The 25,457-nt window shown below is 68.1% G+C and carries 24 protein-coding genes and 1 pseudogene; 17 read left to right on the top strand and 8 right to left on the bottom strand.

Annotated features, from left to right (window positions below; translation table 11 throughout):
• Positions 1 to 40 precede the first annotated feature (40 nt).
• The 6 genes from pqqC (at position 41) to JWQ81_RS19995 (ending at position 4,783) form a co-directional block, all read left to right on the top strand.
• Entirely contained in the window at positions 41 to 739 is a 699-nt protein-coding gene (gene pqqC, locus JWQ81_RS20020) for a pyrroloquinoline-quinone synthase PqqC (RefSeq protein WP_297543723.1), read from the top strand.
• Positions 736 to 1,008: a pyrroloquinoline quinone biosynthesis peptide chaperone PqqD gene (gene pqqD / locus JWQ81_RS20015; RefSeq protein ID WP_297543722.1), complete on the top strand. Its 273-nt coding sequence runs from the start codon at positions 736 to 738 to the stop codon at positions 1,006 to 1,008. Before pqqC ends, pqqD begins: the two co-directional genes overlap by 4 nt.
• On the top strand, positions 999 to 2,087 hold the full coding sequence (pqqE, locus tag JWQ81_RS20010) for a pyrroloquinoline quinone biosynthesis protein PqqE (RefSeq protein ID WP_297543720.1): 1,089 nt from the start codon (positions 999 to 1,001) through the stop codon (positions 2,085 to 2,087). Before pqqD ends, pqqE begins: the two co-directional genes overlap by 10 nt.
• The gene (gene pqqB, locus JWQ81_RS20005; protein WP_297543718.1) at positions 2,084 to 2,962 is read left to right on the top strand and encodes a pyrroloquinoline quinone biosynthesis protein PqqB; all 879 of its coding nucleotides are present in this window, start codon (positions 2,084 to 2,086) and stop codon (positions 2,960 to 2,962) included. The genes pqqE and pqqB overlap by 4 nt, the downstream gene beginning before the upstream one ends.
• 106 nt (positions 2,963 to 3,068) lie before the next feature.
• Positions 3,069 to 3,581, top strand: coding sequence for a helix-turn-helix domain-containing protein (locus JWQ81_RS20000; RefSeq protein ID WP_297543716.1), 513 nt, complete (start codon positions 3,069 to 3,071; stop codon positions 3,579 to 3,581).
• Positions 3,578 to 4,783 carry an MFS transporter gene (locus JWQ81_RS19995; RefSeq protein ID WP_297543714.1) on the top strand — a complete coding sequence of 402 codons (1,206 nt, stop codon included), beginning with the start codon at positions 3,578 to 3,580 and terminating at the stop codon, positions 4,781 to 4,783. The genes JWQ81_RS20000 and JWQ81_RS19995 overlap by 4 nt, the downstream gene beginning before the upstream one ends.
• A gap of 79 nt (positions 4,784 to 4,862) precedes the next feature.
• Here the strand turns inward: JWQ81_RS19995 and JWQ81_RS19990 are convergent, their stop codons facing one another.
• Both JWQ81_RS19990 and JWQ81_RS19985 read right to left on the bottom strand, forming a co-directional pair.
• The gene (locus JWQ81_RS19990; RefSeq protein ID WP_297543712.1) at positions 4,863 to 6,248 is read right to left on the bottom strand and encodes an amidase; all 1,386 of its coding nucleotides are present in this window, start codon (positions 6,246 to 6,248) and stop codon (positions 4,863 to 4,865) included.
• Positions 6,249 to 6,256: 8 nt separating this feature from the next.
• Positions 6,257 to 7,243, bottom strand: coding sequence for a D-2-hydroxyacid dehydrogenase (locus JWQ81_RS19985; protein WP_297543710.1), 987 nt, complete (start codon positions 7,241 to 7,243; stop codon positions 6,257 to 6,259).
• A gap of 92 nt (positions 7,244 to 7,335) precedes the next feature.
• Here JWQ81_RS19985 and JWQ81_RS19980 point away from each other — a divergent pair, with 92 nt between their 5' ends.
• The 3 genes from JWQ81_RS19980 to JWQ81_RS19970 are packed head-to-tail and all read left to right on the top strand — an operon-like array spanning position 7,336 to position 9,517.
• A complete protein-coding gene (locus JWQ81_RS19980; protein ID WP_297543708.1) occupies positions 7,336 to 8,076 on the top strand; it encodes an Asp/Glu/hydantoin racemase in 741 nt (246 codons plus the stop codon).
• 47 nt (positions 8,077 to 8,123) lie between these two features.
• Positions 8,124 to 8,843, top strand: a complete 720-nt coding sequence (locus tag JWQ81_RS19975) for a maleate cis-trans isomerase (RefSeq protein ID WP_297543706.1) — start codon at positions 8,124 to 8,126, stop codon at positions 8,841 to 8,843.
• Positions 8,844 to 8,845: 2 nt separating this feature from the next.
• Complete coding sequence (locus JWQ81_RS19970) at positions 8,846 to 9,517, top strand: GntR family transcriptional regulator (RefSeq protein WP_297543704.1); 672 nt, start codon at positions 8,846 to 8,848, stop codon at positions 9,515 to 9,517.
• Positions 9,518 to 9,524: 7 nt separating this feature from the next.
• On the opposite strand, the gene JWQ81_RS19965 is transcribed toward JWQ81_RS19970, so the two are convergent.
• From JWQ81_RS19965 to JWQ81_RS19955, 3 genes are all read right to left on the bottom strand, one after another.
• The gene (locus JWQ81_RS19965) at positions 9,525 to 10,016 is read right to left on the bottom strand and encodes a DUF4262 domain-containing protein (RefSeq protein ID WP_297543702.1); all 492 of its coding nucleotides are present in this window, start codon (positions 10,014 to 10,016) and stop codon (positions 9,525 to 9,527) included.
• Positions 10,017 to 10,235: 219 nt separating this feature from the next.
• Positions 10,236 to 11,294: a tartrate dehydrogenase gene (locus tag JWQ81_RS19960; RefSeq protein ID WP_297543700.1), complete on the bottom strand. Its 1,059-nt coding sequence runs from the start codon at positions 11,292 to 11,294 to the stop codon at positions 10,236 to 10,238.
• A complete protein-coding gene (locus JWQ81_RS19955; protein ID WP_297543698.1) occupies positions 11,291 to 12,754 on the bottom strand; it encodes an NAD-dependent succinate-semialdehyde dehydrogenase in 1,464 nt (487 codons plus the stop codon). The genes JWQ81_RS19960 and JWQ81_RS19955 overlap by 4 nt, the downstream gene beginning before the upstream one ends.
• A gap of 99 nt (positions 12,755 to 12,853) precedes the next feature.
• Here JWQ81_RS19955 and JWQ81_RS19950 point away from each other — a divergent pair, with 99 nt between their 5' ends.
• The 4 genes from JWQ81_RS19950 (at position 12,854) to JWQ81_RS19935 (ending at position 18,129) form a co-directional block, all read left to right on the top strand.
• The gene (locus JWQ81_RS19950) at positions 12,854 to 14,110 is read left to right on the top strand and encodes an aminotransferase class III-fold pyridoxal phosphate-dependent enzyme (RefSeq protein WP_297543696.1); all 1,257 of its coding nucleotides are present in this window, start codon (positions 12,854 to 12,856) and stop codon (positions 14,108 to 14,110) included.
• A gap of 1 nt (position 14,111) precedes the next feature.
• Positions 14,112 to 14,618 (top strand): DUF3830 family protein, encoded by a 507-nt coding sequence (locus tag JWQ81_RS19945; RefSeq protein ID WP_297543694.1) that lies wholly within the window; start codon positions 14,112 to 14,114, stop codon positions 14,616 to 14,618.
• Between the two features lie 562 nt (positions 14,619 to 15,180).
• Complete coding sequence (locus tag JWQ81_RS19940) at positions 15,181 to 16,554, top strand: FAD-linked oxidase C-terminal domain-containing protein (protein WP_297543692.1); 1,374 nt, start codon at positions 15,181 to 15,183, stop codon at positions 16,552 to 16,554.
• Positions 16,555 to 16,575: 21 nt separating this feature from the next.
• Entirely contained in the window at positions 16,576 to 18,129 is a 1,554-nt protein-coding gene (locus JWQ81_RS19935) for an acetolactate synthase large subunit (RefSeq protein WP_297543690.1), read from the top strand.
• A 74-nt stretch (positions 18,130 to 18,203) separates the two neighbouring features.
• Here the strand turns inward: JWQ81_RS19935 and JWQ81_RS19930 are convergent, their stop codons facing one another.
• Complete coding sequence (locus JWQ81_RS19930) at positions 18,204 to 18,617, bottom strand: hypothetical protein (protein ID WP_297543688.1); 414 nt, start codon at positions 18,615 to 18,617, stop codon at positions 18,204 to 18,206.
• Between JWQ81_RS19930 and JWQ81_RS19925 the strand changes: the two are divergent.
• The 3 genes and pseudogenes from JWQ81_RS19925 to JWQ81_RS19915 form a co-directional block, all read left to right on the top strand.
• Positions 18,562 to 19,791, top strand: a pseudogene (locus JWQ81_RS19925) (MMPL family transporter); the annotation flags it as partial. The gene JWQ81_RS19930 and the pseudogene JWQ81_RS19925 overlap by 56 nt on opposite strands.
• A 161-nt stretch (positions 19,792 to 19,952) precedes the next feature.
• Positions 19,953 to 20,171 (top strand): hypothetical protein, encoded by a 219-nt coding sequence (locus JWQ81_RS19920; protein ID WP_297543684.1) that lies wholly within the window; start codon positions 19,953 to 19,955, stop codon positions 20,169 to 20,171.
• Positions 20,168 to 20,539 carry a YciI family protein gene (locus JWQ81_RS19915; RefSeq protein WP_297543682.1) on the top strand — a complete coding sequence of 124 codons (372 nt, stop codon included), beginning with the start codon at positions 20,168 to 20,170 and terminating at the stop codon, positions 20,537 to 20,539. Before JWQ81_RS19920 ends, JWQ81_RS19915 begins: the two co-directional genes overlap by 4 nt.
• A gap of 60 nt (positions 20,540 to 20,599) precedes the next feature.
• On the opposite strand, the gene JWQ81_RS19910 is transcribed toward JWQ81_RS19915, so the two are convergent.
• Both JWQ81_RS19910 and JWQ81_RS19905 read right to left on the bottom strand, forming a co-directional pair.
• Positions 20,600 to 22,771 carry a 3-hydroxyacyl-CoA dehydrogenase NAD-binding domain-containing protein gene (locus tag JWQ81_RS19910; protein WP_297543681.1) on the bottom strand — a complete coding sequence of 724 codons (2,172 nt, stop codon included), beginning with the start codon at positions 22,769 to 22,771 and terminating at the stop codon, positions 20,600 to 20,602.
• Positions 22,772 to 22,782: 11 nt separating this feature from the next.
• Positions 22,783 to 23,994 carry an acetyl-CoA C-acetyltransferase gene (locus JWQ81_RS19905; RefSeq protein WP_297543679.1) on the bottom strand — a complete coding sequence of 404 codons (1,212 nt, stop codon included), beginning with the start codon at positions 23,992 to 23,994 and terminating at the stop codon, positions 22,783 to 22,785.
• 129 nt (positions 23,995 to 24,123) lie between these two features.
• Here JWQ81_RS19905 and JWQ81_RS19900 point away from each other — a divergent pair, with 129 nt between their 5' ends.
• On the top strand, positions 24,124 to 25,308 hold the full coding sequence (locus JWQ81_RS19900; RefSeq protein ID WP_297543677.1) for a TetR/AcrR family transcriptional regulator: 1,185 nt from the start codon (positions 24,124 to 24,126) through the stop codon (positions 25,306 to 25,308).
• The last annotated feature ends 149 nt before the right edge of the window (positions 25,309 to 25,457 follow it).

The following is a 25,457-nucleotide window of genomic DNA, read 5'->3' as shown; positions in this document are numbered from 1 at the left end:
CCCGCCCCCCACGTGTCGCATCGACCGTTGGAGGCAAGAGATGTCCACCGTCACGCCGATGAACGGCGAAGAGTTCGTCGCCGCGCTCCGCGCTCTGTCCAGCCGTTACTGGGGCACGCATCCGTTCCACCACCGGCTGCACAACGGCGAGCTGACCGAGTACGAGCTGCGGATGTGGGCGGCGAACCGGTGGTACTACCAGTGCAACCTGCCGCAGAAGGACGCCGCGATCATCAGCAACTGCCCGATCCCGGAGATCCGGCGGCAATGGCTGGACCGCATCGTCTACCACGACGGCAAGACCGCCGGTGACGGTGGCGCCGAGCGTTGGCTGCGGCTGTGCGAAGCCGTCGGGCTCGACCGCGACGAGGTCCTCGACGAACGCCACCTCGTTCCTGGCGTGCGATTCGCCGTCGACGCATACGTCACGTTCGCGCGCACAAAACCGTGGGTGGAGGCGGTCGCGTCGGGGCTGACGGAGATGTTCGCCGGGCACCTGATGCAGCAACGCGTCGCCGACATGCTCGCGAACTACGCCTGGATCGCGCCGGCCGACCTCGCCTACTTCACCAACCGGATCAACGCTGTTTCCGGCGAGGGCAAGGCCACCGTCGACCTCGTCGTCCGCCACTGCGTGACGCGTGAGCAGCAGGAAAAGGCCATCGCCGCGCTGTCGTTCAAATGCGACGTGCTGTGGTCGATGCTCGACGCCATCGAACGCGCCGGGGTCAAGGCGTGACGGCCGTCGGCCCGACGTCGGTACCGCGGCTGCGGCGCGGCGTGCGGCTGACGTACGACCACGTCCGCGACACCCACGTCCTGCTCTTCCCGGAGGGAGTCCTCGTGCCCAACGCGACAGCGGCCGCGGTGCTGGGGCTGTGCGACGGGAAGGCATCAGTCGACGCGGTCACGGACGTCTTGCGCGGCCGGTATTCCGGTGTGCGGGAACAGGATGTGCTCGACGTACTCACCCGATTCGCCGACCGGAGGGTCGTCGAATGGACGTGACCGCCGAGCCGCCGCTCGGTCTGCTGGCCGAGCTGACGCACCGCTGCCCACTGCACTGCCCGTACTGCTCGAACCCGCTCGAACTGATCGCGCGTGACGGCGAGATGTCCACCGAGCGGTGGAAGTCGACGTTGACCCAGGCCCGCGAACTGGGCGTGCTGCAGGTGCACATGTCCGGCGGCGAGCCGCTCGCGCGTCCGGACCTGCCCGAGCTCGTCCAGCACGCGAGCGATCTCGGCTGTTACGTCAACCTCGTGACGTCCGGGCTCGGACTCACCGAAACCCGGCTGGCGGACTTGGTCGATCGCGGGATCGCGCACATCCAGCTGTCGGTCCAGGCCGCCGAGGCGGGACGCGCCGACCTGCTCGCCGGCACGCGGGCGCACGACCACAAGATCGCGGTGGCCGCGCTGATCAAGGCGGCCGAGCTGCCGCTGTCGGTCAATGTCGTGCTGCACCGGGAAAACCACGACCAGCTCGCCGGGATCATCGCGCTGGCCGAGCGGATGGGCGCAGACCGGCTTGAGTTGGCGAACACCCAGTACTACGGCTGGGCGCTGCGCAACCGCGACGCGCTGATGCCGACGCCCGAGCAGCTGGAGACCGCGGAGCCGCTCGTGCGCGCGGCCACCGAACGGCTGCGCGGCACGATGGAAGTCATCTACGTCGTCGCGGACTACTACGAGCCGTACCCGAAACCGTGCATGTACGGCTGGGGCGCGCGGCAACTGACGATCGCGCCGGACGGGACCGTGCTGCCGTGCCCGGCGGCGAGCGCGATCGAGACGCTGAAACTGGACAATGTGCTCGACACGCCGTTGGCCGACATCTGGTACAAGTCCAGCTCCTTCAACGCTTATCGCGGCGAAGACTGGATGAGCGACACGTGCCGTTCCTGCGACAGGCGCGGACTCGACTTCGGCGGCTGCCGCTGTCAGGCGTTCCTGCTGACCGGCGACGCCGCCGCGACCGACCCCGTGTGCTCGAGGTCGCCGCAGCGCGACGTCGTCGACCTGATACTGGCCGAGCCGAAGCACGCGCCCGCGTTGGTCATGCGGAAGCCGACGGTGGCGCGGTGAAGGTTCTGCTGCTGGGCACCGCGGCGGGCGGCGGGTTTCCACAGTGGAACTGCGCGTGCCGGCTGTGCAAATCCGGTTCGCCGCCACGAAGTCAGGACTGCGTCGCGGTCAGTGCGGACGGGCGCGGCTGGTACCTCGTCAACGCGTCACCGGACATCCGGTCGCAGCTCCTGTCGACCCCGGAGCTGGCCGCCGGGCCGGGGCCGCGGGAGATCCCGATCCGCGGCGCGCTGCTCACCGACGCCGAACTCGACCACTCGCTCGGGCTGCTGATGCTGCGCGAGGCGGGCGGCGGGCTGCCGGTGTGGGCGCCGGACGCCGTGCTCGACACGCTGCGGAACGACTTCCCGATGCGGAAGATCATCGACGGCTACGGCGGCTGGGAGTGGATTTCGAAGCCGGACATCGACGGCCTGCGGGTGAGCATGCTTCCGGTGAGCGACAAGCATCCGAAGTACGCGCGAGAGTCCACAGCGGACGGTCCGTGGGTCGTCGCGTACCGGTTCGAGGACGCGGAGACGGGCGGTGTGTTCGTCTACGCGCCCTGCCTGGCGGAGTGGCCGGAGGGCTTCGACGAGCTCGTCGCCGACGCGGATCTGGTGGCCCTCGACGGCACGTTCTACTCACCGAGCGAGATGTCCGGCGCCACCCGCGCCGGCGTCGCCGACCACGCCCAGCGCGCGATGGGCCACCTCCCGATCGTCGACAGCCTGCCGCACATTGCCGCCCACCTCGTCGCCCGGCCTGCGACGAAGTGGGTCTACACGCACCTCAACAACACCAACCCCGTCCTCGACCCGACGTCCCCCGAGCACGCCATCGTCCTCGCCGCCGGCGCCGAACTCCCCCTCGACGGCACGGCGTTCACACTCTGAGCGCATCCCACGCGCGCTCGCGGGCACTTCGCGAGCATGCGTGTGCACTCTCCGACCCCCAAATAACTGTTTGACAGTCGGCGGGCGGGTCGCGATAGTGGACGGCATGACTGGGGAACCACCGCTCGACGGCCTTCGTGTGCTCGCCCATCCGTTGCGGATGCGCATTCTTTCGCTGCTCACCGGAGTCGCGATGAGCGCTGCCGAAGCGGCCCGCGAGCTGGACCAAACGCAGGCGAACATCAGCTACCACTTCCGGCGGCTGCACGACGCGGGCCTGCTCGACGTCGTCGAGGAGGTCGAAATCCGCGGCGGCCGAGCCAAGCGCTACCGCCACGATCCGGACAGCGGGCGCCGGATGGGCCCCCGCGAGCCCGACGACGCACGGCTCCTCGCTGCCGCGTTGTCCGAGGAACTCCAGCGTCGCAGCGCAGACCGGGTAGCGGGCACAAAGGGCGCGATGACCGACGCTGAGCTGTGGGTCGACCAGGCAACCTGGGACGAGGCCGTCGAGCATGCCCGCAAGCTGAGCCGGCTGCTGCACGCGGCCGCTCAACCGCCGCGCACCGAGGGCACGGTGCACGTCAGCGCCACCGTCTCGTTGTTCACGATGCGATGACGACCGCACTCTCCGCCCCCTTGCGGCACAAGAACTTCCGGCGGCTCACCACCGGCAGGACGTTCACCGTGTTCGGCAACGCCGTCGCCCCGGTGGCACTGGCGTTCGCGGTGCTCGACCTGAACGGCTCGGCCACCGACCTCGGCATCGTGGTCGGGGCACGCTCACTCGCGAGCGTTGTGCTCCTGCTGTTCGGCGGGATGCTGGCCGACCGCCTGCCGCGTTCGGTCATCCTGCAGGGCACCGAGGTCGCGGCCACGATCACGCAGGCGATGATCGCCCTGAGTGTCCTCTGTGGATTCTCCTCGATCCCGCTGCTGGTTGTGCTGAGCATCGTCAACGGCGGCGTGGCCGCGCTTTCGCTGCCCGCGGCGTCGGCGATCACCCCGCAGACCGTGCCCACCGAACTGCTGACGCCGGCCAACGCGCTGGCGCGGATGCTCGCGAACATCAGCCGCATCGCCGGGGCCGCGCTCGCCGGAGTGCTGGTCGCGGCGGTGGGCTCGGGTTGGGCGATCGCGGCCAACGCCGCACTTTTCGCTGTCGCGGCAGTCTTCTACCGTCGAGTTCAGCTTCCCGAGGCGGTCAAACCAGCGAAAACCTCAGTGCTGGCCGACCTCGCCGCAGGGTGGCACGAGTTCAGATCACGCACCTGGGTGTGGGTGGTGGTGCTGCAGTTCATGGTGGTGAACGCGGTGTCGGTGGGCGGGGTGGTGATACTCGGGCCGATCATCGCGGATTCGACGTTCGGGCGGGCCGGCTGGGGATTCATCCTCGCCGCGCAGACCGCCGGGGCGTTCGCCGGCGGGTTCCTGGCAGCGAAGTGGCAGCCGCGACGGGCGCTGCTACTCGGCGTCGGGCTGACGCTGGCCGACGCGATCCCGATGGTCACCCTGGCCGAGGCGCCGCAGGTTTTCGCGCTGCTGATCACGATGTTCGTGACCGGGCTGGCGATGGAGCAGTTCGGGATCGCGTGGGATGTGTCGCTGCAGCAGAACGTCCCCGAGGACAAGCTCGCCAGGGTCTACTCCTACGACATGCTCGGCTCGATGGTCGCGATGCCGCTGGGCCAGGTCACCGTCGGCCCGCTCGCCGCCCACTTCGGCACCGGCACCACCCTGCTCGCTGGTGCCGCCCTCGTCGTCGCGACGACGCTCTTGGCCCTCCTCAGCCGCGACATCCGCACGCTCACCCGCCACTGACCCGGGCGTCCCACTTTTGCGCTTTTGTGGGGTCTCTCAGTACTTACCTATCGCAACTCGACGGCGAGTTGCGAAAGGGTCAGGTGGGCCAGGGGCGGGTTTCTTCGAGGAGTTTCGCGACGGCGAGGACGAGGTCGTCGGAGTGGCGCGGACCGACGATCTGCAGGCCCACGGGCAGACCCGCCACAGTGCGACCGGCGGGAACGGTGATCGCGGGCTGCTGGGTCATGTTGAACGGGTAGGTGAACCGCGTCCATTCCGGCCAGCTCGACAGCCCGCTGCCCGGCGGCACGTCGTGCCCGGCTTCGAACGCGGTGATCGGCATGGTCGGCGTGATGAGGACGTCGTAACGGGTGTGGAACTCGCCCATCCGGATGCCCAGCGCCGCCCGTTCCGCGCTGGCGTCGAGGTAGTCGCTCGCCGAAAACGTCCGGCCCTTCTCCCAGACCTTGCGCAGACCTGGGTCGACGAGCTCCTTCGAGCCGGCTGGAAAGGTGTCGAGCCACTTCGCCGCTCCGGTCGACCACAACACGCCGAACGAATCGACCGGATCGGTGAACCCGGGATCGGCGTTCTCGATGTGCAGCCCCGCCTCGCCGAGTCCCGCGACGGCGTCGGCCACGATCCGGGCGACTTCGGGGTCGACGTCGATGTAGCCAAGGGTCGGCGAGAACGCCGCGATCAACCCGCGGACGTCGCGCCGGACGGCTTCGCGGTACGTCCCGACCGGCGGCGCGAGGGCCGCCGGATCGCGGTAGTCGGGTGTCGCGAGGACGTCGAGCAGCAGCGCGACGTCGTCGACCGAGCGCGCCATCGGACCGGCGTGCGAGAGCGGCCCGAACGGGCTCGCCGGGTACAGCGGGATCCGGCCGTGGGTCGGCTTGAACCCGACGATCCCGCAGAACGACGCCGGGATCCGCACCGACCCGCCGCCGTCGGTGCCCACCGACAGCTCGCCCATCCCGGTCGCGACCGCCGCCGCGCTGCCGCCGCTGGAACCGCCGGACGTCTTCGACGGGTCCGCCGGGTTGCGGGTGATGCCGGTCAGCGGGCTTTCGGTGACGCCTTTCCAACCCAGTTCCGGGGTGGTGGTCTTGCCGAGCAGCACGAGGCCGTTTTCCCGCATCCGCGCGGTAACCGGGCTGTCGACCTCCCATGGCTGATCGGGGCTGATGCACTTCGAACCGCGCAACGTCGGCCAGCCCTGGGTGAGGAACATGTCCTTCACCGAGGACGGGACGCCGTCGAGTCCGCCGATCGGGTTGCCGTCGCGCCAGCGGACCTCGGACGCCTTCGCCTGCTCTCGCGCGCCGTCCGCATCGACCAGGCAATACGCGTTGAGTTCGGGATCGCGCTCGGCAATCGCGGTGAGCGCGAGCTCGGTGGCTTCGACGGGCGAAAACTCCCCGGTCGAATAGGCGGCGACGAGCTCGCTCGCCGTCAACGAGGTGCCGACGTTGTTCATTGGCCTCCCTAGCGCACTGAGGGCACGTAGCCCAGCTTCTTGTCCACGACGTTCTCGAGCGGTTTGCCATCCAGCCAGCGCTGGAAGTTCGCGGCGAAGACCTCGACCAGCGTGTTCCGCCAGCCGACGAAGTCGCCGGACATGTGCGGGGACACGAGCACGTTGTCCAACGTCCATAAAGGACTTTCGGCGGGAAGCGGCTCGGTTTCGAAGACGTCCAGCGCGGCACCGGCGAGTTTGCCCGCCCGCAGCGCGTCGATGAGGTCCGCGGTGACGACCAGCTCGCCACGGCCCACATTGACGAAGCGCGCGGACGGCTTCATCGCGGCGAACACGCGCGCGTCGAACAAGCCTTTGGTCTGCTCGGTCAACGGCGCCACGGCGACCACGTAGTCGACGTAGCCGAGATGCTTGTCGAGCTCGTCTGCCGCGTACACCGTGCCGAAGTCGGGGTCGTCGTCCTGCGCGCGACGGCCCGCTCCGGCGACGGTCATCCCCGCCGCGCGCAGCAGGCGTGCGATGGCGCGGCCGATGCCCCCGGTGCCGACGACCAATGCGCGTCGGCCGGCGATCCGCTCGCTCTCCCTGTGCTGCCAACGGGTTTCCCGTTGCAGATCCAGCGAACGGGCGAAGCCCTTGGCGAAGGCCAGCACGACGCCGAGGACGTACTCGGCGATCGAGTCGTCGAACACGCCCTTCGAATTGGTGAGGACGACGTCGCTCTCGCGCAACGCGGGGAACAGCACGGGATCGACGCCGGCACTCGCGATATGCAGCCAGCGAAGACGATCGGCGGCGTGCCACGCACCAGGTACGGCGTCGGAGAGGAAGTCGTAGACGAACAGTGCGTCCGCTCCGCGCAGCGCCTCGGCCAAGCCGGCGGCGTCGGTGTAACGAACCGAGGCGAGCTTTTCGATGCTGTGCATGTCCGGTGGGCGCTGGTCGCCGCAGAGCACAGCAAGCACCAGGGACTCGCGCAAGGGGGAAACAAGCATTGAGGAATCCGGGCCGATCACATTGACACGGTATGAGCGGTTCGTATGATTGTCAACAATCGGCAGCGCGTCCTCGGCGGAGAGGCTGGAGCTTGGAATTCGACCTACTCGCGTTCGAGGGCCCGTTGGCCCAGCGGGGCATCGGTGTGATCGCGCCGTTCGACCTGGCGCTGGAACGCGAACTCTGGCGCTGGGTGCCGATGGAGGTCTCCCTGCATCTGGCGCGTACGCCGTATGAACCCGTGCCGGTGAGCATGGAGATGGCCCAGCTCGTCAGCGACAGCCGTCACCTGGCGGCCGCGACGCGCGACGTCCTACACGTCGAGCCCGAGGTCGTTGCCTATCTGTGCAGCTCAGGGAGCTTTATCAACGGCGTCGACTACGAACGCTCGCTCACCAAGGCCATCTGCGACGCCGGCGCCCCCGACGCCGTCACCACATCCGGCGCGCTCGCGGAGGTGCTCGGCCAGCTCGACCTGCGGAACGTCTCGGTGCTCACCCCGTACGTCGAAGACCTGACCGAGAAGCTGCATGACTTCCTCGCCGAGCTCGGCGTGCGGACGGTGTCGAGCGATCACCTCGGTCTCGGTGGCGGGATCTGGAAGGTCAGCTACCGGACCATCGCCGAGCGCATCCTTGCCGCCGACCACCCGGACGCCGAGGCGATCTTCGTGAGCTGCACCAACCTGCCGACCTACGACGTGATCGAGCCGCTCGAAGCCGCACTCGGCAAACCCGTACTGACCGCCAACCAGCTGACCATGTGGGCCTGCCTCAAACGGATGGGCCTGCCCATCGTCGGCCCGGGGAAGTGGCTGCGCGAGGTGTCTTGACCCGACCTACTAGGATTGTCGACAATCTTCATTCCCAGGGAGCGCGCATGGCCACGATCGGCTTCATCTACCCCGACCACGCCGCCGAGGACGAGTACCTCCTCGCGCAACGGCTGCTCGGGGACGACATCGCGCTGCCGGTCGAACACATCTACGGCACCGACCTGCACGCCGTGCCGGAGCTGCTGGACCTCGGCAGCGAAACCAGGCTCGCCGAAGGCGCGTCGCTGCTGGCGAAACACCAACCGGACGCGGTTATCTGGGCGTGCACCAGCGGCAGCTTTGTCTACGGCTGGGACGGCGCCCGCGAGCAGGTCGAGAAACTGGCGGCCGTGGCCGGGGTACCGGCTTCGAGCACCTCCTTCGCGTTCGTGCACGCGGCGCGCGCACTCGGGATCCATCGCGTCGCCGTCGCGGCGAGCTACCCCGACGACGTCGCCAAGCTGTTCGTCGACTTCCTGGGCTCAGCCGGGATCGACGTGGTTTCGATGGCCAGCGCGGACATCGCCACCGCGGCGGAGGTCGGCGGACTGACCCCCGAAGCCGTGGTGAACCTGGCGCTGGCCCACGACCATCCCGACGCGCAGGCCGTGCTCGTCCCGGACACCGCGATGCGCACGCTGGCCGAGGTCAACACCGTCGAGGACAGACTGGGCAAACCCGTCCTGACCGCCAACCAGGTCACCGTGTGGGAAGGACTGCGGCTTCTCGGCGAACACCGGCTCGTGCGCACCTTGGGCGCACTGTTCAGGCGAAGGGGCGAATGACCATGTCCTTGGCGGATATCGAGCCGGTCAGCCGGGAGTCGACGGCCGGGATCATCGCGCGGCAACTGCGCGACGCGATCATGACCGGCACACTGCCACCCGGCACGCAGCTGGGCGAAACCGAGCTCGCCGCGCGGTTCCAAGTGTCCAGGGGACCGTTGCGTGAGGCGATGCAACGACTGGTCTCGGAGGGTCTGCTGCGCAGCGAACGGCATCGCGGGCTGTTCGTGATCGACCTCGAACCCGGCGACGTCTTCGACATCTACTCGGCACGCTGGGCCATCGAGCGCGCGGCGGCGTTCCGCATCATGCGCGGCGACCGGGAGACCGCCGCGGCTGCGCTGGACGAGACCGTGGCGGCGATGTCCGCCGCCGCCGACGAGGACGACCCGACGGCGCTGTCCGCGGCGGACCTCCGGTTCCACGAGGCGCTGATCAACGCCTCGGGGAGCAAACGCCTGGTCCGCATGGCGAGCACGCTGCTGATCGAGACCCGGATGTGCCTCGCCGCGCTGCAGGGTACCTACCAGCGCGTCGAAGAACGCGTGAGCGAACACAACCGGATCATCGAGGCCATTCGCGACGACGACCTGGAAACCCTCCTTTCGTTACTGGAAGCACATATGGAAGACGCTGTCCAACGACTGGCGCCCGGCACGAGCCTGCATTCCTGACCAGGACTCAGGAATCCGGGCTCGCGCCGGGAAATCCTCGCGGTCCCAGCACCGGCTGGCCCCCATTCCCACCCCGGTAGCCGACGTCCCACGGCCAGTGCCCGCGATCGTCGGTGTACACCAGTTGGATCGCGGCGATATACGGCCCGTACATATTGACCGCGGTATGCAGATGCGCCGTCGGCTCGGCCACCTCGACGATCTCGATCACCGAGCCTCCGTGCATCGTGATCCGTTGGCCGGGTTCCGGTGCGAAGCTGGTCTCAAAGACGGTGTGCGCGATGCTGTTGAGTAATCGGTGTGCCTTCTTATGGTGCAGACCGGTGATCACCAACTCCGGCTCATCCTGCGCACTGAGCCCGACGGTGTACGCCCAAGGCGGGTACAGCTTGTCGCGCCGGATGCACTGCACCGCCCAGCCGCACTTGGCGATGATGCCGTCCAGATGGTCGAGGTAGTCGCCATACGTCGCTTCGGGGTTGTCACATTGCCAGCACATCGGTGCTCCTCCGCGGTAGTGGATGTGCGACCACTGTGCGGACGGGCACCGACAGAAACAGGCCCCCAGCGTCACGAAAGGGTGTCTCGCACCGAAAATCGCGCGAGACACCCTTTCGCACAGCCAATTTCGCTAGGTCTGTAACGTCAGCCGGGGCCGGCCAGCCCCTGCTGCCGTAGACCGGAATCCGACACAACGGCACGTGCGCGAACGGCCGCCCTAGCCGAGTCCCGCCGCCACCGCCGAGCCGAGGTCGGACGTCGTCGCGCGGCCGCCGAGGTCGGGGGTGAGCACGGCACCCTCGGTCAGCACCTGCTCCACCGTGGCGTTGATCGCCTGCGCCGCAACGGTTTCCCCGAGATGGTCGAGCATCATCGCGGCGGCCAGGATCTGCGCGACCGGGTTCGCGATGCCCTGTCCGGCGATGTCCGGCGCGCTGCCGTGGACGGCCTCGAACATCGACGGGAACTCACCAGGCGGGTTGATGTTGCCCGAAGGCGCCATCCCGAGCCCGCCGGTCACGGCCGCCGCCAGGTCGCTCAGGATGTCCCCGAACAGGTTCGACCCGACGACGACGTCGAGCCGGCCCGGATCCTGCACCATGCGCGCGACGAGCGCGTCGATGTGGCACTGCTCGGCGGCCACATCGGGGTACTCCTTCGCCACCGAGGCGAAAATCTCGTCCCAGAACGGCATGGTGTGGATGATCCCGTTCGACTTCGTCGCCGAGCACACCCGACTCGTCCGCGTGCGGGCCAGTTCGAACGCGAACCGCACGACGCGTTCCACCCCGACCCGGGTGAAAACCGACTCCTGCAGGGCGAATTCGTCCGGTCGGCCGGCGTTGTGCCGCCCACCGATCGCGGAGTACTCGCCCTCGGAGTTCTCCCGGACGATCACCATCTCCAACTCGTCGCCCGACCGGCCGCCCAGCACCGACGTCGTGCCCGGCAGCAACCGCACCGGCCGCAGGTTGATGTACTGCGAGAACGCGCGCCGGATCGGAATGAGCAGGCCCCACAACGAAACATGGTCCGCCACCCCGGGAAAACCGACCGCGCCCAACAGGATCCCGTCGAACGCCGACAGCTGCTCGATACCGTCCGCCGGCATCATCGCCCCGGTTTTCGTGTACCGCTCGCAGCTCCAGTCGAACTCCGTCCACTTCAGACCGAACCCGTGCAGCCGCGCCGCGGTGTCGAGGACCTTGCGTGCCTCGATCTGAACGTCGACGCCGATCCCGTCACCGGGGATCGACGCGATGCGGTAGTCGCTCACAGGCTCACCGCGATGTACTTGACCTCGAGGAACTCGTCGATGCCGACGGTGCCGCCCTCACGTCCGAGGCCGGACTGCTTGATCCCGCCGAACGGCGCGGCCGGGTTGGACACGACGCCCTGGTTGAGCCCGATCATCCCGGCTTCGAGCCGCTCGGAAACCCGCAACCCGCGCTTCAGGTCGGACGTGTAGAGGTACGACACCAGCCCGAATTCGGTGTTGTTGGCGGCCGTCACGGCCTCGTCCTCGGTGTCGAAGGTGAAAACCGGTGCCACCGGGCCGAAGATCTCCTCCTGCGTCAACCGTGACTCCGCGGAGACCCCGACCAGCACTGTCGCCGGGTAGAAGTGGCCAGGACCGTCCACAGCGGACCCACCGGTGAGCACTTGCGCACCTCGGTCCGTCGCGTCCTTGACCAGCTCGCTGACCTTCTTCACCGCGGCTTCGTCGATGAGCGGGCCGACGACGACGCCCGGTTCGGTGCCACGCCCCATCGGCAGCGCCGACATGCGCTCGGTCAGCCGCCGTGAGAACTCGTCGACGATGCCGCTCTGCACGTAGATCCGGTTCGCCGCCGTGCACGCTTCACCGATGTTGCGCATCTTCGCCTGCATGACGCCGTCGATCGCGGCGTCGAGATCCGCGTCGTCGAACACCACGAACGGCGCGTTGCCGCCGAGCTCCATCGACGTCCGCAGTACCTTGTCCGCGCACTGTTCGAGCAGCTTGCGCCCGACCGCGGTGGACCCGGTGAACGACAGCTTGCGCGCGCGTCCGTCGCGGATCAGCGGTTCCATCACGCCGCCGGAGTCGGTCGTGGTCAGCACGTTGAGCACGCCTTCGGGCAGCCCCGCCTCGACGAGGATCCCGGTCAGCGCCAACATCGACAGCGGGGTCTGCGCGGCGGGCTTGATCACCATCGTGCAGCCGGCGGCGATCGCCGGGCCGATCTTGCGGGTGCCCATCGCCATCGGGAAGTTCCACGGGGTGATCAGCAGCGTCGGGCCGACGGGCTGCTTGGTGACCAGGAACCGGCCGACGCCGTTGGGCGCCACGGCATACCCGCCGTCGATGCGGACGGCTTCCTCGGCGAACCAGCGGAAGAACTCGGCGGCGTAGGTGATCTCGCCCTTTGCCTCGGCGAGCGGCTTGCCCATCTCGAGCGTCATCAGCAGGGCGAGCTCGTCAGCGCGGTGAAGCAGCAGGTCATACGCGCGTCGCAGGATCTCCCCGCGTTCACGCGGCGCGTACGCGGCCCACGCGGCTTGAGCGCCGACAGCGGCGTCGAGCGCGGCCATGCCGTCCGCGGGCGACGCGTCCGCGATCTCGCAGAGCACCTTCCCCGTCGACGGATCGGACACGGCGAACGTCTTCCCGCCGGCCGCCGCGGTCCATTTGCCCCCGATGAACAGTTCCTTGCCGACCGCCTCGACTACCCCTGACTCGCTGATCGAGCTCATTCAGACCGCTCCTCGGTTCATTGCAGTGTGCCGGGGACCATGCTACGAATATTGTCAACAATCGACAACCAACCCGGCAGACTTAGGAGTCACGCTCCCATGGCCCAGCTCTCCCCGCTGCTCAAGCAGGCCACGCCCGTCGTCGTCGACCACGGTGAGGGCGTGTACCTCTACGACACCGAAGGCCGCCGCCACCTCGACTTCACCGCCGGCATCGGCGTGACCAGCACTGGCCACTGCCACCCCCGCGTCGTCGAAGCCGCGCGCGAGCAGATCGGCAAGCTGATCCACGGCCAGTACACGACAGTCATGCACAAGCCACTCCTCGAACTCACCGAGAAGCTGGGCGGCGTACTGCCCGCGGGCCTGGACTCGCTGTTCTTCGCCAACTCCGGCAGCGAAGCTGTCGAAGCCGCGCTACGCCTGTCTCGTCAAGCCACTCGGCGCCCGAACGTCATCGTCTTCCAGGGCGGTTTCCATGGCCGCACGGTCGCCGCCGCGTCCATGACGACGTCCGGCACCCGCTTCAGCGCGGGCATCTCACCGCTGATGGCGGGCGTCCACGTCGCGCCGTTCCCGTACGCGTTCCACTACGGCTGGGACGAGCAGACCGCGACGAAGTTCGCCCTGCGCGAGCTCGACTACCTGTTCGCCACGGTCAGTGCGCCGAACGAGACCGCCGCGTTCTTCATCGAGCCGGTCCTCGGCGAAGGCGGTTACGTGCCGGCGAACACCGAGTTCCTCGCCGGACTGCGCGAGCGCGCCGACGCCCACGGGATCCTGCTGGTGATGGACGAGGTGCAGACCGGGTTCGGCCGCACCGGCAAGTTCTGGGGCCACGACCACTTCGACGTCCACCCGGACGTCGTCCTCATCGCCAAGGGCCTGGCCAGCGGCTTCCCGCTGTCTGGCATCGCCGCGTCCGAGGAGCTGATGGGCAAGGCGTGGCCGGGGTCGCAGGGCGGGACGTATGGCGGCAACGCGGTTTCGTGCGCGGCGGCCATCGCGACCCTCGACGTCATCCAGGACGAGAGCCTGGTCGAAAACGCCGCCGAACGCGGTCGCCAGCTCATCACCGGCGCCCGCCTGGTCAGCGACAAGACTCCGGGGATCGGGGACGTCCGCGGCCTCGGCCTGCTGGTCGGCTCGGAGTTCACCACGCCCGACGGCGACCCGGACCCCGCCACCGCGTCGGCCGTCCAGAAAGCCGCCGCCGAACGCGGACTCCTCCTGCTGACCTGCGGCGCGTACTCGAACGTCGTCCGGATGATCCCGCCGCTGGTCGTCGACGCGAGCCAGATCGACGACGCGCTGGCCATCTGGACGGAAACCGTCGCCGCCGTCACGGGGAGCTGAAATGAGCCGGTACATCACGATCAGCCTGGACAAGCGCGGCGTCTCGTGCCGCGCCCGGCTGCTCGACGCCGAGGCGCCGCGCACCTGCAAGGCGGTGTGGGACGCGCTGCCGCACAGCGGTTCGGCATATCACGCGAAGTACGCCCGCAACGAGGTGTACACGCTGGTCCCGCCCTTCGCGGAGCCGAAACCGGGCCGGGAGAACCCGACCGTCACGCCGATCCCCGGCGATGTCGTGTATTTCGGGTTCGAAGCCTGGGAAATCGGCAATCCCGCGTACGGCTACGAAACGGAGAGCGAAGCACACGGTGATCAGGGGGCAACAGATCTGGCTATTTTTTATGGCCGAAACAATCTGTTAATCAATGGTGACGCCGGGTGGGTGCCCGGAAACGTGTTCGCCACGATCGACGAAGGGCTCGCCGAGATGGCCGCGGCAGCCCAGGATCTGTGGCTCCGCGGGGTCGAAGGCGAATCTCTTTCGTTTCGCCGTCACTCGGACGAGTGATACTGGAGGGTTAACCTTTCGTGTCACGGAAAAACCCGTTCGTGGCAGCCTGCCCCCCAGATGCCGGGCAATGCGCCGGATCACCGGGGGTGGTCGCCGTCACAATGATCACCGAACGTGGTCCACAACCGAGTGACGACCCCTGGGTAAAAGCCGAAAGAGTTACGTGTTTAACATGCCGCCGAAGTCAACCTGAGAGCCCCGCGACGATCTTTGACAACCCGCCGCGGCGGTGAAAATCTCCTTTTCGCTTTCGAAAGCATTTCTGCACACGAATCCGATTTAGGAGCCCCTCACATGCAGCTGTTCTTCGAGCACGCGCACCACTGCGGCAACATCCTCACCAACATCCTTGCCGGCGTGGCGCACCTGATCGGCTGGCTGGTCTGATCTAGCGGCACCAGTTAGGCGGGGGTCGGCGCGTTGGCGCGGGTCGGCCCCCGCAAAGTCCTCCCCGCGAAAGTCCTCCCGGCGAAACATGAATCACTTTCATGGCGGCCTGTCCGGCGTACGTACTACGCTGCGGTAACCAGGCAAGGGCGCGTGAGGGAGAGGGCTGCCGATGGGAACCGTCGAGGCACAGCTGGCCGAGATCGTGGGCGAGAAGAACCTGCTGGCAGGCGACGCGATCCCCGAGGACTTCACGCACGACGAGGGCCTGTCCCTCGAACCGGGTAAGCCCGCGTACGTCGCGAAGCCGGCCACCGCGGAAGAAGTCTCCGCGCTGCTGAAGCTTGCGACAGAACACAACATCCCCGTCACCGCGCGCGGTTCCGGCAGCGGCCTCTCCGGCGCCGCGAGGCCGAGCGACGACGCACTGGTCATCTCGTTCGAACGGATGAACGCCGTCCTCGAGATCGACTCCGACGACCACGTCGCCGTCGTCCAGCCTGGCGTGACGCTGCTGGAACTGGACGAAAAGACCTCCGCGGCCGGCCTCAGCTACACCGTGTACCCCGGCGAGCTCAGCGCGAGCGTCGGCGGCAACGTCGGCACCAACGCGGGCGGCATGCGTGCGGTGAAGTACGGCGTGACCCGCAACAACGTCCTTGGCCTGCAGGCCGTCCTGGCCACCGGCGAGATCATCCGGACCGGTGGCAAGTCCGCGAAGACGTCCACCGGGTACGACCTGACCCAGCTGATCATCGGCTCCGAAGGCACGCTGGCGCTCGCCACCGAAGTCATCGTGAAGCTCCACCCCCGGCTGGCCCACGGCGCAACACTGCTGGCGCCGTTCAACGACCTCGACGAGGTCATGACGGCCGTTCCGAGGATCATCTCGAGCGGGCTCGCGCCGCACATCCTCGAGTACATCGACGCGTTCACCATGGCCGCGATCACCTACACGGCGGAACTCTCGCTCGGCATCCCTGACGCCGTTCGCGACGCGTCGCAGGCGTATCTCGTCGTCGGCCTCGAGAACCGCGACAGCGACCGGCTCGACGTGGACGTCGAAATCGCCGGAGAGCTGCTGAGCGAACTCGGCGCCGCAGACGTCTACGTGCTTGAAGGGCCCTCCGCGCGCAAACTCATCGAAGCGCGAGAGAACGCCTTCTGGACCGCGAAGTCCGCCGGTGCCGACGAAGTGATCGACGTCGTCGTCCCCCGCTCCGCGATGTCGAAGTTCCTCACCAAGGCAAGGGAACTCGGCACGGCGTCGGGATCGGGCGTGGTCGGCTGCGGGCACGCCGGTGACGGAAACGTGCACCTGGCGGTGTTCCAGAAGGACGTCGCCAAGCGCGACGAACTGCTGCACGGGATCTTCGCCTTCGCGATGGAACTCGGCGGAGCCATCTCCGGTGAGCACGGGATCGGGCACGCCAAGAAGGCACACTTCCTCGCGCTGGAGGACCCGGCGAAGATCGACCTCATGCGGCGCCTCAAGACGAGTTTCGACCCCGCCGGGATCCTCAACCCCGGTGTTCTGTTCGACTGACCCCCTTTTTCTAGGAGAACCATGAACGGCGCGCAGTCCCTGATCCGCACCCTCGTCGACGCGGGCGTCGATGTGTGCTTCTCCAACCCGGGCACCTCGGAGATGCACTTCGTCGCCGCGCTCGATTCCGTCCCCGAAATGCGCGGCGTACTCGGGCTGTTCGAGGGCGGGGTCACCGGTGCCGCGGACGGTTACGCACGTATCGCGGACAAGCCCGCCGCCACGCTGCTGCACCTCGGCCCGGGGCTCGGCAACGGGCTCGCCAACCTGCACAACGCGCGGCGCGCGAACTCGCCGATCGTGAACATCGTCGGCGACCACGCGACCTACCACAAGAAGTACGACGCGCCGCTGGAGTCGGACATCGACGCGCTGGCCGGTTGGCTGAAGGGCTGGGTGAAGCGCTCGGAGACGGTGGCCGAGGTCGCGGTCGACGCCGCCGCGGCCGTTGCCGCCGCGCAAGACGCGCCGGGGCGCATCGCCACGCTGATCCTGCCGGCGGACGCTTCTTGGGGCGAGGGCGGGGAAACCAGCTCGCCGGTGACGCCGCGCGCGCCGAAGAAGGTCGACGAGGCCACTGTCAAGGCGGTCGCGGACATCCTCAAGAGCGGTGAATCGGTCGCGGTCCTGATCGGCGGCCGCGCGTGCCGCGAAGAGGGTTTGCGGGCGGTCAGCCGGATTTCCGCCGCCACCGGTGCGAAGTCCTTTGTGGAAACGTTCCCGAGCAGGCTCGAGCGCGGTGCGGGCGTGCCGGCGATCGACCGTCTCGGCTACCTCGCGGAGCAGGTCACCTACCAGCTCGACGGCATCAAGCACCTCGTCATCGCTGGTACGCGCACGCCTGTGTCGTTCTTCGCGTACCCGGGCAAGCCGAGCGATCTCGTCCCCGAAGGCGCGAAGGTACACGTGCTGGCCGAGGTCGACGAGGACATGGTCGGCGCGCTGACCGACCTCGCCGAGCTGGTCGCCGCGGGCACCGAACCCGTGCTGCAGGCTGAAAGCCGACCCGCGCTACCGACCGGCGACCTGACACCGCAGAACTGGGTCGACGTCATCGGCGCGACGCTGCCGGAGAACGCGATCATCGCCGACGAGGCCAACACGTCCGGCCTGCTGCTGCCGACCGCGACGGCCGGCGCGCCCCGCCACGACGTCCTGACGCTGACCGGCGGCGCGATCGGCTACGGCATTCCGGTCGCCACCGGCGCGGCCGTCGCGGCGCCGGACCGGCCCGTGCTCAACCTGCAGTCCGACGGCAGCGCGCTGTACACGATCTCGACCCTGTGGACGCAGGCCCACGAGAACCTGAACGTCACGACGGTCATCCTCAACAACCGCGCGTATGCGATCCTGCGGCTGGAACTGCAGCGTGTCGGCGCGGAGGGTTCCGGCCCGAAGGCCAAGGCCCTGCTCGACCTTTCGGGGCCGGACATGGACTTCGTCAAGATCGCCGAAGGCCTCGGTGTCCCCGCCACCCGTGCGACCACCGCCGAGGAACTCGCCGAGCAGCTCGCCGCCGCCTACGCCGAGCCCGGCCCGCACCTCATCGACGCGATCATCCCGCCGCTGTTCTGACTCGTGAGTGTTCCGGCCGCTTACTGCGCCCTGCGGGACACCCGCACCCGGGCTGGCCGGAACACTCACGAGTCCTATCCGGCGGGGCACCAGGGGTCCTGTTGTCGGCCGCTCGCGGTGCCGCAGAAGGCGGGGATGTGGTGGTCGACTTCGCCGCCTTCGACGCGCATGACGGCGACGGGCTTGTTCTCCGGCACGTTTCGGCCGATGTCGCCGCCGTAGTCGATCGTGCCGGTGACGCCCTCGATGTACTTGTTGGTCTGCTGGGCGTCCGGCTGCGACGTGTGGATCGCGGTGATCTCACGCCAGATCGAGCCCGGCGTGACCGGGATCGTCGCCGCGGTTTCGCGCAGGTACGCGGTCGCGGTGATCATCACCTCGGCTGCGTCGAACGACAGCGCGGCATGGCCGTCGAGTGAACGTCCCTGCGGCGGCGGCGCGTCCGAAGGAATCGGCCTGCTCGCCGCACTGGTGATCCTGGTGTTCATGTTCCGCTCGCTGCTCGCGGCGGGGCTTCCGGTGATCACCGCGGTGTTCGCCGTCGGCAGCACGCTCGGCGTGATCATCCTGGTCTCCCACTTCGTCGACATCGCCTCCTACACCGCACCGCTGATGATGCTGGTCGGGCTCGGCGTCGGCGTCGACTACGCGTTGTTGATTTTCTCGCGCTACCGCACCGAACTCCTCGCCGGGCTCGACCGCGAGACCGCTGCTCGGCGGGCCCTGGACACGGCTGGGCGGTCCGTCCTATTCGCCGGAAGCACGGTGATGATCACGCTGCTCGGGTTGCTCGCGCTCGGACTCGGTTCGCTGCGGGGTGTCGCGCTCGCGGTCGCGCTGACGGTCCTGGTCACCATGCTCGCGTCGATCACCCTACTGCCGGCGTTGCTGTCGCTCTTCGGGGCCCGTATCGAGCGGGGAATCCGGCGACACGCGGCAAAGGCAACGCGAGAGCGGGGCAACGGTTGGCGTCGGCTCGCCGATCGAGTGCAACGCCGTCCGTTGGTACCGCTGGTATGCGGCGTGGTCGCGCTGGCGGCCCTGTCCCTGCCCGCGCTCGGGATGCGGCTCGGGTTCGCCGACTCCGGCACCGACCCGACGTCGTCCACGAGCAGGCAGGCCTACGACCTGGTAACCCGGTTGCGCACTCAGGTTTTGCCTTCACTGCCCGGAAAACACCTGGTAGGAGGATCGGTGGCGGCCGCCGACGACTACGCGGACGCCGTTGCCGGCCGGTTGCCGCTGTTCATCCTGGTAGTGGTCGGTTTGTCCGCGCTGCTGCTGATGTTCGTGTTCCGCTCGATCCTCATCCCGCTCAAAGCCGCGGTACTGAACCTCCTGAGCATCGGGGCGTCGCTCGGTGTGATCACGCTGGTGTTCGGGTACGGCTTGTTCGGCGCGCAGGCCGGACCGATCGAGGCGTACGTACCGGTGATGATCTTCGCGATCGTGTTCGGGCTGTCCATGGACTACGAGGTGTTCCTGGTGTCACGCATGCACGAGGAGTGGCGACGCGACAGCGACGCGCGGGCTGCCGTCCGCGAAGGCCTGGCGGCGACGGGCGGGGTCATCACCGCGGCGGCCGCGATCATGGTCGCGGTGTTCGGCGCGTTCCTGCTGGACCCGTCGCGGATGCTGCAGCAGTTCGGCCTCGGCCTGGCCTTTGTTCGGGTCCCTGGCCTGGTGGTTCCCGGGCATCTCGACAAAAATCCGATCTCACGTCAATCTCCAGTAACACCTTGCTCGCTTGCGGCGTCTCACCAGATAACCGGATTAGTGTCGACCCGCCACTCGGGGAGGGGTCCACGACGAGGGGAAGGCCCATGGTGAACGCAGAAGCCCACGGCAGCACATGCCGTCGTCACGAATGCACCGAACCGGCACTGTGGCGAGGACTGTGCACGCCGCACTGGACGGCCTGGCAGCAGGGCGACGACGCGATCGACCTTCCCGACGACGACGCGGCCGCGCCGCCCAGGTCGGTGTGGTGGCCGCCGGAGCGGCCCACCAGCCTGTCCTCGCGGCTCGCCGACGTGCCGTGAAGTACCTGATCCTGATCCGCGGCAACGAGGCGACCCTGCAGTACTGGAAAAGGCTTTCTCACGAACAGCGCGTCGAGGCCACTCGCGCGTACGCCGTGCTGAACGAGAAGCTCGAGGCGTCCGGGGAGGTGCTCGCCCACGAGTCGCTGGACGACCCGTCGACGACGAAGCGCGTTCCGGCCCGCGCCGGGCAGTCGATGTCGACGGACGGGCCGTTCGCCGAGGTCAAGGAGCATCTTGCCGGCTTCTACCTCGTCGACTGCGCGGACCTGGACCGCGCGCTGGAACTCGCCGGGCAGATCCCCGAAGCGGCCTACGGCCTGGTCGACGTCACCCCGGTCCGGGACCTCAGCCACCTCGGCCTCTAGAGCTCGTGAGTGTTCAGGCCGGATAGAACCGGCCTGAACACTCACGAGCTGTGGTTGGGACTACTCGAAGATCTCGCCCTTTTCGGCCTTCTCGACCAAGGAGGCGGGCGGGAGGAAGTGGTCGCCGTAGCGCTCCGCCAGCTCACGCGAGCGGGCGACGAAGCCGGCCAGGCCACCGGAGTACTGGTTGATGTACTGGATGACCCCACCGGTCCACGCGGGGAACCCGATGCCGAAGATGGACCCGATGTTGGCGTCCTCCACGGTCTTGAGCACGCCCTCGTCGAAGCACTTGACGGTCTCGAGCGCCTCGGCGAACAGCATCCGCTCCTTGAGGTCCTCGAACGGCACAGTCGCGCTGCCCGAGTTGAACGCCTCACGCAGACCGGACCAAAGCCCGGTGCGCTTGCCGTCCTCGCCGTAGGAGTAGAAACCGGACCCGGTCGAGCGGCCCTTGCGGTCGAACTCCTCGACCATCTTGTCGATGACAGCCTCGGACGCGTGCCCGTGCCAGGTGCCGCCCTCGGCTTCGACGGCCGCGCGGGACTCGAGCCGGATCTTGCGCGGCAGGGTCAGCGTCAGCTCGTCCATCAGCTGCAGCGGCGGCGCCGGGTACCCGGCCTGCGCACCGGCCTGCTCGATCGAAGCGGGCTCGACCCCCTCGCCGAGAGCCGCGACGGCCTCGTTGATGAAGGTGCCGATGACCCGCGAGGTGAAGAACCCGCGGCTGTCGTTGACGACGATCGGAGTCTTCTTGATCTGCAGCGTGTAGTCGAAGACCTTCGCCAACGTGGCGTCGGACGTCTTCTCACCGCGGATGATCTCCACCAGCGGCATCTTGTCGACCGGGGAGAAGAAGTGGATCCCGATGAAGTCTTCCTGCCGCTGCACGCCCTCGGCCAGCGAGGTGATCGGCAGCGTCGAGGTGTTGGAGCCGAGGACGGCGTCCGCGTTCACGACGCTCTCGATCTCGCTGAACACCTTGTGCTTCAGCTCGACGCTCTCGAACACGGCCTCGATCACGAAGTCGACGCCCGCGAAGTCGGCCGGGTCGGCGGTCGGCTTGATCTTCGCCAGCAGAGCCTCGGAACGCTCCTTCGTGGTCTTGCCACGAGAGAGCGCCTTCTCCTCGATCTTGACCGCGTAACCCTTGCCCTTGTCGGCGGCTTCCTGCGTGACGTCCTTGAGTACGACGTCGATGCCGGCCTTCGCGGAGACGTACGCGATCGCCGCGCCCATCATCCCGGCGCCGACTACGCCGACCTTCTTCGCGGTGAACTTTTCGTAGCCGTCAGGCCGCGAACCACCGGAATTGATGCGCTGGAGGTCGAAGAAGAACGCTTTTGTCATGTTCTTCGAGACCTGGCCGGTCGCGAGGCTGACGAAGTACCGGGTCTCGACGAGGATCGCGGTGTCGAAGTCGACCTGCGCACCCTCGATCGCCGCGGCGAGGATCGCGCGCGGGGCAGGCATGTTGGCGCCCTTGATCTGCTTGCGCAGGTTCGCCGGGAACGCGGGCAGGTTCGCCGCGAAACTCGGGTTGGACGGCGTGCCGCCCGGGATCTTGTAGCCCTTGACGTCCCAGGGCTGGACGCCGCCTTCGGGGTTCGCCTTGATCCACGCCTTCGCGGCGGGCACGAGCTCCTCGACGGTGTCGACGACTTCGTGCACCAGACCGATTTCCAGCGCCTTGCGCGGCTTGTGCCGCGTGCCCTGCAGCAGGACGTTCAGCAGCGCGCTCTGGATGCCGAGCAGACGCACGGTGCGGACCACGCCGCCACCGCCCGGCAGCAGGCCGAGGGTGACCTCGGGCAGGCCGATGACGCTGCCCTTGGCGTCGGCCGCGATGCGGTGGTGCGTCGAGAGGGCGATCTCGAGACCGCCGCCGAGCGCGGCGCCGTTGATCGCCGCGACGACCGGCTTGCCGAGCTGCTCGAGCCGCCGCATCTGGCCCTTCATCAGGGTGCTGCTGGCGGTGAACTCGGCCGCGTTCTCGGGCTGTGCCTTGATCAGGTCGTTGAGATCGCCGCCGGCGAAGAAGGTCTTCTTCGCCGAGGTGAGCACAACACCGGTGATGGCGTCCTTCTCGGCCTCCAAGCGGTCGACGACGACGCCGAGCGACTCGCGGAAGTCGGCGTTCATCGTGTTCGCGGACTGCTTGGGGTCGTCGAGCGTCAGCAGGACGATGCCGTCCGCGTCCTGCTCCCAGCGGATGGTTTTCGCTTCACTCATGTCGTTATCCCTCAGACCCGCTCGATGATGGTCGCGACGCCCATGCCGCCGCCGATGCACAGGGTGACCAGCGCACGACGTGCGTCGCGGCGCTCCAGCTCGTCGACCACGGTGCCGACCAGCATCGCGCCGGTGGCGCCGAGCGGGTGGCCCATGGCGATCGCGCCGCCGTTGACGTTGACCTTCTCCTCGGGGAGCTTCAGGTCCTTGATCCACTTGAGCACCACGGACGCGAAGGCCTCGTTGAGCTCGAACAGGTCGATGTCGTCGATGGTGAGACCGGCGGTCTTGAGCACCTTCTCGGTGGCCGGGGTCGGGCCGGTGAGCATGATCGTCGGCTCGGAGCCGATCGCCGCGGTAGCCACGATGCGGGCACGCGGGGTCAGGCCGAACGTCTTGCCGATCTGCTCGCTGCCGATCAGCACGACGGCCGCGCCGTCGACGATGCCCGAGGAGTTACCGCCGGTGTGGACGTGGTTGATCTTCTCGACGGAGTGGTACTTCTGCAGTGCCACGGCGTCGAAGCCGCCCATCTCGCCGATCGCGGCAAAGGCGGGCTTGAGCTTGCCGAGGCTCTCGACGGTCGAGCCGGGGCGGCGGTGCTCGTCGTGGTCGAGGATCGTGACGCCGTTGATGTCCTTGACCGGGACGACGGACTTCGCGAAGTACCCGCCGGACCACGCCGCTTCGGCCTTGTCCTGCGAGCGGACGGCCCAGCCGTCGACGTCTTCACGCGAGAAGCCCTCGATCGTGGCGATCAGGTCGGCGCCGGTGCCCTGCGGGACGATGTAGTTGTCGTACGCCGTGGTCGGGTCCGTGAACAGCGCACCGCCGTCGGAGCCCATCGGCACCCGCGACATCGACTCGACACCGCCGGCGATGATCAGCTGGTCCCAGCCGGACCGGACCTTCTGGGCGGCCATGTTGGTGGCTTCGAGCCCGGAGGCGCAGAAGCGGTTGAGCTGCACGCCGGCGACGGTCTCCGGCAGGCCGGCGACCAGCGCGGCCGTGCGAGCGATGTCCGCGCCCTGCTCGCCGACGGGCGAGACGACGCCCAGGATGATGTCGTCGATCACGGCCGGGTCCAGGTTGGGGTGCCGGACCTTCAGCTCGTTGATCAGGCCGGCGACCAGGTCGACCGGCTTGGTGCCGTGGAGGGCACCGCCCTTGTTCTTACCGCGAGGCGTACGCAACGCCTCGTAGATGTAGGCCTCGCTACTCACTGAAAACTCCTCCGCGCACCGCGTTGTGATTCTGAGGGCTCATGCTAATACTGACTAACTTATGCCTCGATAACCCCATGGTGTCAATGGGTTGCGATGGAGTCAACACGCGCTAGGGTTAGTTCACCTATGGATCACTCGACCGTGCGCGCCCAACGTCCGCGCGACCGCAAGGCCCAGCTGGCCGCGGTCGCCGCGGAGCTGTTCCGCGCCCGGGGCTTCCATGGGGTCGGGATCAACGACATCGCCGCCGCGACCGGGGTCACCGGGCCGGCGCTGTATCGGCATTTCGCCGACAAGCAGGCGATCCTCGCCTACGTCGTGCTGTCCGGGATCGACGACATGGAAGCCGCGACTGCCGAGACGCTGACCGACCTCGACGCCCCGCTTCCCGCGCAGGTCCAGGCCCTGCTCAGTGGCCTGGCCGCGCAGGCGGTGGAACGCCGGGAGATCGCGGCGCTGTGGCGCTGGGAAGGCAGGCACCTGCCGAAAGAGGACCAGCGCGAGATCCGCAGTCGGTCGAGCACGGTGCTCACAGCCTGGTCGAAGGCACTGCTCGGGCTCCGGCCGGAACTCGACCCGGAGGACGCCGAGCTGCTGTGCTGGGCAGGGCTGAGCGTGTTCGGCAGCGTCGCGGTCCACCACACGACGGTCGCGAAGAAGCGCTTCGCTGCACTGCTCGTCGAGCTGGCCCTTCGCGTGCTGCATGTCACACTGCCCGAGCGCGTCGACGAGCCTCCGGAAGCTCCGGCAGCGAGCCTCGGGACGCCGTCACGCCGTGAGCAGCTGCTCACGGCGGCCACGACACTGTTCGGCGCGCGCGGCTTCCACGCGGTGAGCATCGAGGAGATCGGCGCCGCCGCGGGCATCAGTGGCCCCAGCGTCTACCGCCACTTCCCCAGCAAGGCCGCGCTACTGGCCGCGATCGGACGTCGTGCCGCGGACCGCCTGGCGATCGCCGCCGACGAGGCCCTGCGCGCCACCGACGAACACGACGCACTGCGGCGCCTGGTCGCCTCGTACGTCCACACGCTGCTGCACACGCCCGAGCTGGTGGTCTCGTTCTCGGGTGACCCGGTGGCGATGCCGGACAAGGACAAGGCCGACCTGCTGCGCATCCAACGCGACTACGTCAAGCAGTGGACCGACCTGCTCTCCGCCGTCCGCCCCGAACTGCCCGCACGCGAAGCGAAGATCACCGTCCACGCGGCCCTGACCATCGCGAACGACCTCGCCCGCACCCGCCGCGTCGCCGGCCGGGTGGGCCTGGAAGCCGAGCTGACGACGGTGCTGACCGCGGTGGTCGGGTTGTAGGACTCGTGAGTGTTAGACCGGCTAGAACCGGCTGTGCTGTCTCAGGACTTCGTGAACACATGTGTCCCACGACATCGTGAACAGTTTCTCATACCGGTGTGTCCTGGGTCGGCCCTTGGGCCGGCCCAGGACGTCTCGGGGTGAGGGGT

The organism is Amycolatopsis sp., assembly GCF_025464955.1.
GTDB lineage: Bacteria > Actinomycetota > Actinomycetes > Mycobacteriales > Pseudonocardiaceae > Amycolatopsis.
This window is presented reverse-complemented; position numbering and strand designations above follow the sequence as displayed.